Genomic DNA, 7,881 nt, shown 5'->3' on the forward strand with positions numbered 1-7,881 from the left:
AGGAGGAAAAAGATGAATTTTAAAGCAGACTGGAGTTTTCTGGAAAAAATAAGTATGGGGGCTGTTTCGTCTAAAGAGGTTGTACGCCAGCTCAATAGCTGTGGACATAATGTTATTGAGCTTGAGAGATACAGTACATCTAATAAGATTTGGTCAACAAAAATTAAAAGATTAAGATTACCAGATCTTATCTGTCTAAAATGCGGTTGTCGTATTGAATCAAGAGCAAAATCGAAACTGGATGTGAGAATGTCTGATAACGAAAATAATCCTGACAGAAGATGGGATGCGGGCTTGGGTGACCACGATGTTGTTGCATTTATACAGTGTTCTCATGAAGGTGATAATTGGTTCCCTGGAAGCGAAACAAATTATTTCGAAGCAAGAAACATGAGAGCAAGTGTAGGATTTAGTAAATTAGGACCAGCAAAATCTGCCGGAGAAGGTGCCGAAAGGGATCGAATTTGGCCAACTTGCATACCTAAAAAGAATGGTACTGTTAAGGACATTATTGAATCAGATGAAAAATATCAAATTAAGTTAGAGTATGAAGATGGATCAAAATATACATATTCATTGAAAAAAGAAAAGGGCTATCACGTTTATTGTAGTGTAGGGGATATCTTTAAGGCAAACGAGTACATGATAGCTGGTGCTCCAGATGAAAAAAAGGATATGCACACTTGTAGCATTACTTATAATTTTTTGAATGATTTAAGTAGTGATTCGAAAGAAGTTCGTTATGCAGGCGTTAAAGCATTGGGTTATCTTGAAAAGAAGCAAGAATATGTTGATGCATTGTATGATTTAAAAAACCATGAGCAAGATGACAGAATTAAACTGGAAATTTATTCTTCTTTAATTCGATTGGGTGAAGATTTATGGGATGAATTCTATAATTATGCAATGAATTTGGAAGAGCAGATGTATCGATTTGAATATGTCTTAATTTTAGGTGAATTATCCGATGCAGATGTTGCTTCAGATATGTTATGCCGATTGGCATTAGATTCAAGTCTGGATACGGAATTAAGATCTGCTGCTGCATGGGGGATAGCAGTAAAAAACGATTATGTAAAAAAGATAATTGAAATCTCGTCTTGTGACGATGACAATGTGGCGGCTCATGCAATGGCTCATATAATTGAAAATTATGATAACGATCTGATGGAATATTTAGTAGAGAGTATCACTGATGATATTTCTGGTGGTATTGTCTTAAAGATATTAACAGAATCTGAGATGGTAGCTCCGGATAAACTCGTAAATCTATATTCTAATTGTACATCAGAAGATCAAAAAAAATGGTGTTCGATGATTATAGGCTTGCGAGGAAAAGATATGTTTGCCAGTCTGGAGAATGCAATAGAATTGGTTTCAACTGAACGATTTTTGATGATAAAAGACTTGTGGAATTATAGTGAATCATCAGTGGATCAATATAGGAGTGGAGCTATAGATTTTTTGAGAAAACAAAGCTTATAAAGTTGACTTTAGACTAATGTTAGACTATAATTAGTCTAGGAGGTGAAGCTATGCAGAATAGAATATACTTAGATAGTTATGTCCTACAGCAAGATATGAGAGTAAGAATGCCTAAGGCAATACTTGAAAATGTAAAAGCTGAGAAAGGAAAAACTATTTTTGATGTTTTTTATGATTCTGAAGCGGATGAAATTATATTAAAAAAGAAAAAGGAAGGTAATCAGTGATGAGTGGATATTCTACGAATCTTGGTCAGTGCATATGCGGAGATTCATTAGATGAACTCGCAAAGTTTGAAGATGAAAGTATTAACTTAGTAGTAACAAGTCCGCCGTTTGCACTACAAAGAAAAAAAGCATACGGTAATGAGGAACAAGAGAAATATGTTGATTGGCTATGCCAGTTTGCAAGTTTGGTATATAAAAAGCTACGAGAAGACGGAAGTTTTGTTATTGACATAGGTGGTGCGTATGAAAAAGGGGAGCCATCATATAGCTTGTATCAATTTAGAACTCTCATCAAAATGGTTGATGAAATTGGATTCAAATTGGCTCAACCGTTTTATTGGCATAATCCATCGGCTTTACCAGCACCGATTGAATGGGTAAATAAAAGAAAACTTAGAGCAAAGACATCTGTTAATACAGTGTGGTGGCTTTGTAAGAATCCTAGAGAATGTAAGGCGGATGTAAGAAAGGTTTTAACCCCTTATTCAAGCAGGATGCAAAACCTCATAGATCATCCAGAAAATTATATAAAGGGTTCAAGTGTTGAACGTCCATCAGGGCATGTTTTAACTATTGATTCTTGGGCTAAGGATAATGGTGGAGCTATTCCGCCTAATATGCTGCAGTTTCCTAATAGTGAGAGTAATAGCCAATATCTTAGATATTGTAAAAAGTGTGGTGTAAAAGGACACCCAGCAAGATTTCCTATGGCATTACCTGAATTTTTTATAAAATTTTTAACTGACGAGGGTGACTTAGTTGTAGATATATTTGGGGGAAGCAATACAACAGGAATGACAGCTCAGGGATTAGGAAGACGCTGGATGAGTTTTGAATTATCACAAGAATATGTTGCTGCATCGGTGTTTAGATTTGCTCAGAATGAAGATGAAGCAAAGAGAATGTATGATGAAATTTTAAATGGAAATGATGTATCCATATAAAAAAACTCGGTTCAAGATATTTATTGTGAACCGAGGCTTTTTTTATGAGTTAATTGAATCAGGATCAAAGGGATTATTTTCGTTGATTGGAAACACCTTTATTCCGTTTTCGCGCACGTATTTTACAGGGATTTTTGGATTATTTAGGTGTGCCATTGTTTGTAGCTTTTCTTCCCAATGCTGATATAATGGTTCAAGCATAGATGGAGTCATGACATACATTTCAGTAAGTGTTATGCCATGATAGATCGCAAAAGTCCAAGGAACTTGTCTATATTTAGCAATAATGTAGTGTGTGGTATGATGGTTTGTACTAAAGCCGGAGGCTGAAGTCTCTAAATTTATAGATTTCATTTCCCATTCTGTACCGCTTGCTGAAATACAGTCATTACCTTCTCTACCTGGAAGTATAGACATGTTTAGATAAATTAATTGTTGCAGAACTTTTGCTCCATTATCCTGAAATATGTCAGGAATACCATAGGTTTTTGCAAGCTTATTTAGCTCTGTTAAATTCGCCCATAATCTGTTGATTTTGGCTATTTCGTTTTTGTGATTATCATCGTAAAATGACATAATCGTCCGCCTTATATCTTTATATTAGTTTTGATACAGTATTACTTTTCATCTATCGTTTCAAGAATATCTTCTATATGACAATCTAGGGTTTTACAAATTTTCAGAAGAATATCTGTGGTAATATTGCTGCCGTTTCCAAGTTTGGCAATAGAAGCTGAGTTGATTCCGGCAAATTCCTGTAAATCTTTGCGATACATATTCTTGTCAATTAATAACTTCCATAACTTGTTATAGCTGATGTGATTTTTTCATTCATTGCATACCTCCATTAATTTATTCTGTAATTCTTCCTTTTCGAACCCATTCATCTACTTCAGAAATTTTAAACTTATACATTTTCCCAGCTTTATAAAAGGGGAGTTTACCATCTTTTATCCAGATTCTTATAGTATCTTTGCTGACACTTAAATGGTCAGCAATATCTTCAAGGTTTACCCATTTTTCTATTTCTTGATTTAATTCTGCCATGCTAACCTCCGTTTATTATATGGATGGAATTAATAGGCTAATACCTTTTAATTTCAGTTCTTCTACAATATTTACATTTTTTATCGACCAGTGTGTTCGATCAAGTTCGTTTACTTTTTCATTTCCATGTAAATCTAATTCAGAAACCATTGTGTTTAGTAAATCTTGTGGAATAGAGCACATAGCTAATGATTGGAAATATATTTTCAAATCTCCATTATGCAATTGTTGTATTTTGGTGATAAAGCCATACTGGGCCATTTGAGGTCCACTAGGTGGTATTTCTGGTGGGCTATATCTGTAGTTCTCATTAGCAAATATACAAGGGTATGACATAATTTCGGCTTTCGCTTCTTCAGAAAAGGAAGCCAGTTTATCATGAATGGATTTTGCCGTACCCTCCGTAATTGTTAATGCTCTTTTTATATCTACAATAAAGTATGACTTATCATATTGTTCACCTAAAATGACAAATAAATTGAAATACTCCATATTGATTGTTTTTTGAATAAAGGTAGGGGTAGCGATTGTACCATTGCTTACCGGAAGCATAATATTTACAGTTGTATTATGAACATTTTGTGCTAACCCTATATTAGTTCCTTGTCCAGATTGTTCAAAGTTATATGTGTTTGTTTTCTCTGATGGAAGATTGGCTTCGATTTTAGCAATATCTAAATCGTTGTTCATTTAGCATCGACCACCTTTCCATTTTTTATAATTACATTAGTAGCTTGCCCTATGTTTACGCCACTGCCAGATTGATTGAAAATAAACTGATTGTTAATTGTAGGTTGTTTATTTTCTTGGTGTTGTGATGTTTCATTTGCATCAACAGAATCCAAAATTTCTATTTCAGGTTCTTCGAAAAAATCTTTATTAATTTCATCACTGATTTCACGCTCAGCACTCTCATTTTGTTCAATGAGTGTGCTTATTTTTATATCTAGATGATAGGTACTGCCAATTGAACTAGTAAAAATATGAGCCTTACCTTTTTCAAGAGGTTCTTCATGCCAAGACTTAATCGTTGAAGCTCCAATTTTATTATCCTTGCGACTTGTTAAAATGAAATGCCAAACGCCAAGAATAAGTGAATAAAGATTTATGTCTAGCGTAGATATTAGATCTTTTTTAGTTATTCCTGTTCCGTTAGGTAGAGCATAAAAGACATCGTCTTGATTAATAGAGTGATCGTTTATTATAAGATTAAGAATCCCATAAACAAGCTCATCTATTTTAGGCGCCTTATCGATGGTAAGAAAGTAATCAAGTAGCTCCTTCATTCTAACTAAAAGAGTGTAATAGTCTTCTTTAATTTGTCTATCAAATGCAGTAATTAGTGCATTGTCATCAAATGGCAAACAATCAGCTTTGGAAATTTCACATTTTTTGTAACGTGATGTGTTGGTTTCCAAGGAAGAGCCAGATGGTTCGTAGTAACTGGAATCAAATATCGTAATTAAACCCTTCAGAAATTCAGGGTTTGTAATACCGTTAGCACTGTATTTTCGTATATCTTTTTTAGCTTTAGTTCTTTTGGAACGAAGCAGAAGAACTAAAAATGTTCCACCACATAAGCGAGGATAGGTATTATTCATAGTAATTTGCCTCCTGCAAACTCATTAATTAAAGTATCAACCTCATAAACCAAATAAACCCCATAAACCATGTACCGTAAACTTCACAAACTTCAAGTTATTCCTAGAGAGATAAATCTCTAGGAATTTTTTATGGCTAGTCAGGAATTTAGTACAATTCATATCAAATCATATTTAATAAAATTATATCAAAATATGTAAGTGCATACAAGACTGTAACACCATATGAGTAATTCTTAGTGATAGATCTCTCTGCAAATAAAGAAAGGCAGGGATTTCTAATGAGAATTCACAAAACTAATCAAAAAGACCGCGGGGTCTACAAGTACACAACAACACAAAGAACAGAAAAAGGAGAATACGTTGAAAAGATAATTGTTGTTAAACCTGGAGAAAATGGTGTAACGGAGCTGGATATTAAAATGTTACACTCGATGGATGATAGCGAGGTTTATTACAACCTTAAGAATCTAAGACCTGAGCGAACTAAAGAAGAGAAAGCTGAAATAGATGTGTGGAAAAAAGAATTTATAAGCGACTTTAAAAAAAGTAATGGATACGAACCCAATGAGGACATTGTGAAAGGAGCAGTTGAGGAAAGATTCCCTAGAAACTATAACTTATCTCTTGATTTCGATAATGATGGAGAGATTGACCCGGATAAAAGGCTGATTGCATCTATCGCAGATAAGAAATCAGATGGAAAGCCTGAATGGTTGGACCATATTGAAGATCTACTAAGCTTATTAACAGAAAAGCAGAGATTAGTAATCAAGCTGATGTATGAAGATGGATATAAGCAGTCAGAAATTGCAGATTTAATGAACATATCTTCAGCTGCGGTTAAGGAACATTTGGACAAGGCGAAGAAGAAAATCAAAAATAATTTTTAAATATTCTAGGGCGAGGTTAAAAACTCGTCCTTTTTCTTTGCCTGTGATTTGTAAGGGAGATGACCCTTTCAGAAAGGAGGCAAACATGAGGCACAAAATAATCATCAATGTAACAAGTGAAGTGGGACAAAAAACCAATGTTCTTAAAGGTTCAATAAGAAGGTTACCAAGCAAACTTATCAGATTATTGTTTGGAGAATACAGACAAATCTACTTATTAGAACCGGGAATTACAGTAGACTCAGTGGATATTAGAGAAATCGAGAAAGGAGAAAAAGATGTCAAGGACAAAGCTACTAATGGAAATCAAAGAAGATGCAGAGAATCTTGCATCTAGTATAGGAATCCTGCTCACAGATTTAGAAAGTGATGAGGAATTACCTAAAGAAGAAAAAGAAAAACAAGAAGAAAAGACTTATGAAATTGAAGATGTTAGAAAGATACTAGCCGACAAATCAAGATTAGGCCATACAGCTAAGATAAGAGAACTCTTAGAAAAGTATGGAGCTAAAAAGTTATCTGAGATTGAACCAAGTAACTATGAAGACTTGATAGCAGATGTGGAGAAGTTGTAATGGGTGCTCACGCTATTTTATCAGCATCATCTTCTAATAGATGGATTCACTGTCCACCAAGCGTTAGGCTCTCTCAAAAATACGAAGATGAAGTTAGTCCTTATGCACTTGAAGGCACCTCAGCTCATGCCTTAGCAGAATATAAACTAAAGAATTTATTAGGCATAGATGTAAAAGACCCGACAGAGGATTTGGATTTTTATGATGAAGAAATGGATGAGCTAACTGAGGGATATGCCTCATACGTAGCAGAAGTTATTAGTAGATATGAAAGCCCAGCCGTATTTGTGGAAGAAAGACTTGACCTATCAGACTATGTTAAGGAGGCATTTGGTACAGCTGACTGTGTAGTTGTTGGAGGAGAAGACCTTCATATAATTGACTTAAAGTATGGCCAAGGTGTTTTGGTAGACGCTAGAGAAAATACTCAACTCATGTTATATGGTCTTGGTGCTCTAATTCTCTTTGATGGAATTTATGATATTGAGAAAGTAATTCTTCATATCTATCAACCAAGAAGGTGTAATATATCAACTTATGAAATCAATAAGATAGAACTTTATAAGTGGGGAGAATCGATACGAGAGATTGCCGAGAAAGCATATAAAGGTGACGGAGAATTCTCGTGTGGAGAATGGTGTATATTCTGCAAAGCAAAGAACAAATGCAGAAAAAGAGCGGAAGAAAACCTAAAACTAGCACAAGAGGAATTTACCCTACCACCAGAACTATCTGACGATGAAATTGAAGAAATCTTACCAAAACTAGACGAACTGGAACTATGGACAAAAGATATAAAGGCTTATGCATTAGAAAGAGCACTTAAAGGTCACAGGTGGAAAGACCTAAAACTTGTCGAAGGTAGGTCTAATAGGAAATACCGAGATGAAGATGAAGTTATAAACAAAGTAAAAGAATTGGGATTTAATCCCTTTGAAGAAAAGTTACTTGGCATCACAGCCATGACTAAGTTACTAGGTAAGAAGGTCTTTGATGAAAATATCAGCGACTTATTAGAAAAACCAAAAGGAAAGTTAACCTTAGTAAGCATTGATGACAAGCGAGAAGAAGTAAAAATTGACAATGTTAAAGAAGAATTTGGAGGTAAA

The 7,881-nt window shown here is 34.5% G+C and carries 12 protein-coding genes; 7 read left to right on the top strand and 5 right to left on the bottom strand.

The window, feature by feature from the left end:
• The first annotated feature begins 12 nt into the window (after nucleotides 1-12).
• Genes KHW44_RS04175 through KHW44_RS04185 form a run of 3 tightly spaced genes read left to right on the top strand, consistent with a single transcriptional unit; the run spans nucleotide 13 to nucleotide 2,656 of the window.
• Nucleotides 13-1,485: a HEAT repeat domain-containing protein gene (locus KHW44_RS04175; RefSeq protein ID WP_066130587.1), complete on the top strand. Its 1,473-nt coding sequence runs from the start codon at nucleotides 13-15 to the stop codon at nucleotides 1,483-1,485.
• Between the two features lie 50 nt (nucleotides 1,486-1,535).
• Nucleotides 1,536-1,712 carry a sucrose-6-phosphate hydrolase gene (locus KHW44_RS04180; RefSeq protein ID WP_066130585.1) on the top strand — a complete coding sequence of 59 codons (177 nt, stop codon included), beginning with the start codon at nucleotides 1,536-1,538 and terminating at the stop codon, nucleotides 1,710-1,712.
• Nucleotides 1,712-2,656 (top strand): site-specific DNA-methyltransferase, encoded by a 945-nt coding sequence (locus KHW44_RS04185; protein WP_066130584.1) that lies wholly within the window; start codon nucleotides 1,712-1,714, stop codon nucleotides 2,654-2,656. The genes KHW44_RS04180 and KHW44_RS04185 overlap by 1 nt, the downstream gene beginning before the upstream one ends.
• A gap of 42 nt (nucleotides 2,657-2,698) precedes the next feature.
• Here the strand turns inward: KHW44_RS04185 and KHW44_RS04190 are convergent, their stop codons facing one another.
• From KHW44_RS04190 to KHW44_RS04210, 5 genes are read right to left on the bottom strand one after another with little or no spacing between them, the layout of a single operon-like run.
• Entirely contained in the window at nucleotides 2,699-3,232 is a 534-nt protein-coding gene (locus KHW44_RS04190; protein WP_066130582.1) for a restriction endonuclease, read from the bottom strand.
• A gap of 41 nt (nucleotides 3,233-3,273) precedes the next feature.
• The gene (locus tag KHW44_RS04195; protein WP_269746049.1) at nucleotides 3,274-3,474 is read right to left on the bottom strand and encodes a helix-turn-helix transcriptional regulator; all 201 of its coding nucleotides are present in this window, start codon (nucleotides 3,472-3,474) and stop codon (nucleotides 3,274-3,276) included.
• Between the two features lie 34 nt (nucleotides 3,475-3,508).
• Complete coding sequence (locus KHW44_RS04200) at nucleotides 3,509-3,703, bottom strand: helix-turn-helix domain-containing protein (protein ID WP_066130578.1); 195 nt, start codon at nucleotides 3,701-3,703, stop codon at nucleotides 3,509-3,511.
• 15 nt (nucleotides 3,704-3,718) lie between these two features.
• Nucleotides 3,719-4,393: a hypothetical protein gene (locus KHW44_RS04205; RefSeq protein ID WP_304066340.1), complete on the bottom strand. Its 675-nt coding sequence runs from the start codon at nucleotides 4,391-4,393 to the stop codon at nucleotides 3,719-3,721.
• Nucleotides 4,390-5,304, bottom strand: a complete 915-nt coding sequence (locus KHW44_RS04210) for a hypothetical protein (protein WP_066130573.1) — start codon at nucleotides 5,302-5,304, stop codon at nucleotides 4,390-4,392. Before KHW44_RS04210 ends, KHW44_RS04205 begins: the two co-directional genes overlap by 4 nt.
• A 281-nt stretch (nucleotides 5,305-5,585) precedes the next feature.
• Between KHW44_RS04210 and KHW44_RS04215 the strand changes: the two genes are divergently transcribed.
• The 4 genes from KHW44_RS04215 to KHW44_RS04230 all read left to right on the top strand — a co-directional run.
• On the top strand, nucleotides 5,586-6,197 hold the full coding sequence (locus KHW44_RS04215) for an RNA polymerase sigma factor (RefSeq protein ID WP_304066344.1): 612 nt from the start codon (nucleotides 5,586-5,588) through the stop codon (nucleotides 6,195-6,197).
• Between the two features lie 85 nt (nucleotides 6,198-6,282).
• Nucleotides 6,283-6,534, top strand: coding sequence for a hypothetical protein (locus KHW44_RS04220; RefSeq protein WP_304066346.1), 252 nt, complete (start codon nucleotides 6,283-6,285; stop codon nucleotides 6,532-6,534).
• Nucleotides 6,476-6,772: a hypothetical protein gene (locus tag KHW44_RS04225; protein WP_304066348.1), complete on the top strand. Its 297-nt coding sequence runs from the start codon at nucleotides 6,476-6,478 to the stop codon at nucleotides 6,770-6,772. The genes KHW44_RS04220 and KHW44_RS04225 overlap by 59 nt, the downstream gene beginning before the upstream one ends.
• A partial coding sequence (locus KHW44_RS04230; RefSeq protein ID WP_304066350.1) for a DUF2800 domain-containing protein occupies nucleotides 6,772-7,881 on the top strand: 1,110 nt, incomplete at its 3' end. The genes KHW44_RS04225 and KHW44_RS04230, both read left to right, overlap by 1 nt.

The sequence above is a fragment of the Finegoldia magna genome (assembly GCF_018371055.1).
Lineage (GTDB): Bacteria > Bacillota > Clostridia > Tissierellales > Peptoniphilaceae > Finegoldia > Finegoldia magna_I.